The organism is Vibrio sp. Y176 (assembly GCF_033438945.1).
The window spans coordinates 1-812 of sequence record NZ_JAWOQS010000322.1; the positions used below are offsets into that span (position 1 = coordinate 1).

Here is an 812-nt window from a genome sequence, read left to right on the forward strand (position 1 = left end):
ACGTACTTAAACGCGTTTCGGAACTGGCGAAGGAAGACAAAATCCCAGTCATCATCGACTTGTTGTACGGTTTGCCTTATCAAACTAAAGAAATACTTGAACAAGATCTTAACGATTTTATGTCGACAGGCGCGCATGGCTTGGATTTGTATCAGTTGGTCGTGGGTGGCACTGCGCCAATGCTCAATCTCGTTGAAAAAGGCAAGATCCCACCACCAGCGACGACGCCAGAGAAAGCGGGCATGTATGAGCTAGGTGTGAACTTTATGGCGAAGCACCATATGAAGCAGTTGAGCGTGAACCACTGGGCCGTCGATAACCGTGAGCGTAGCCTATACAACAGCTTAGCCAAGACGTACGCAGAAGTGTTACCGATTGGATGCGGTGCTGGTGGCAACATTGGCGGCTACGGGATGATGCTGCACCGTACTTTAGACACCTACATCAAAGCGGTGAATGAAGGGCAAAGTACGATTGCGATGATGATGAAGCACAGCCCATTAGAGCCATTATTTGCAGCGCTAAAATCCGGGTTTGACCGCGGCATTGTTCAGGCAAGTAAATTGCCGGTGTTTATGGGTAGCGATACGTTCGATTTTCTCATGCCGATGTTTAAAGTATGGCAAGACAAAGGCTTAGTTGAGCTTCAAGAGCGAAGCTTAGTGCTTACTTTAGCGGGCAGTTTTTGGGCCGTTTCGTTAGCGCAAGCCTGTATTCAGGTACTGACATCAGAGATGAACGAAAGCGTGCCAAAAGTATCCAATAATTAATGAAAACAAATTGAAGAAAAAGATGGAAAACAAAATGGAATC

General features: G+C 46.6%; 1 pseudogene. It reads left to right on the forward strand.

Annotated features, from left to right (window positions below):
- Positions 1–770, forward strand: a pseudogene (locus R7O13_RS25830) (heme anaerobic degradation radical SAM methyltransferase ChuW/HutW); the annotation flags it as partial.
- Between the last annotated feature and the right edge of the window lie 42 nt (positions 771–812).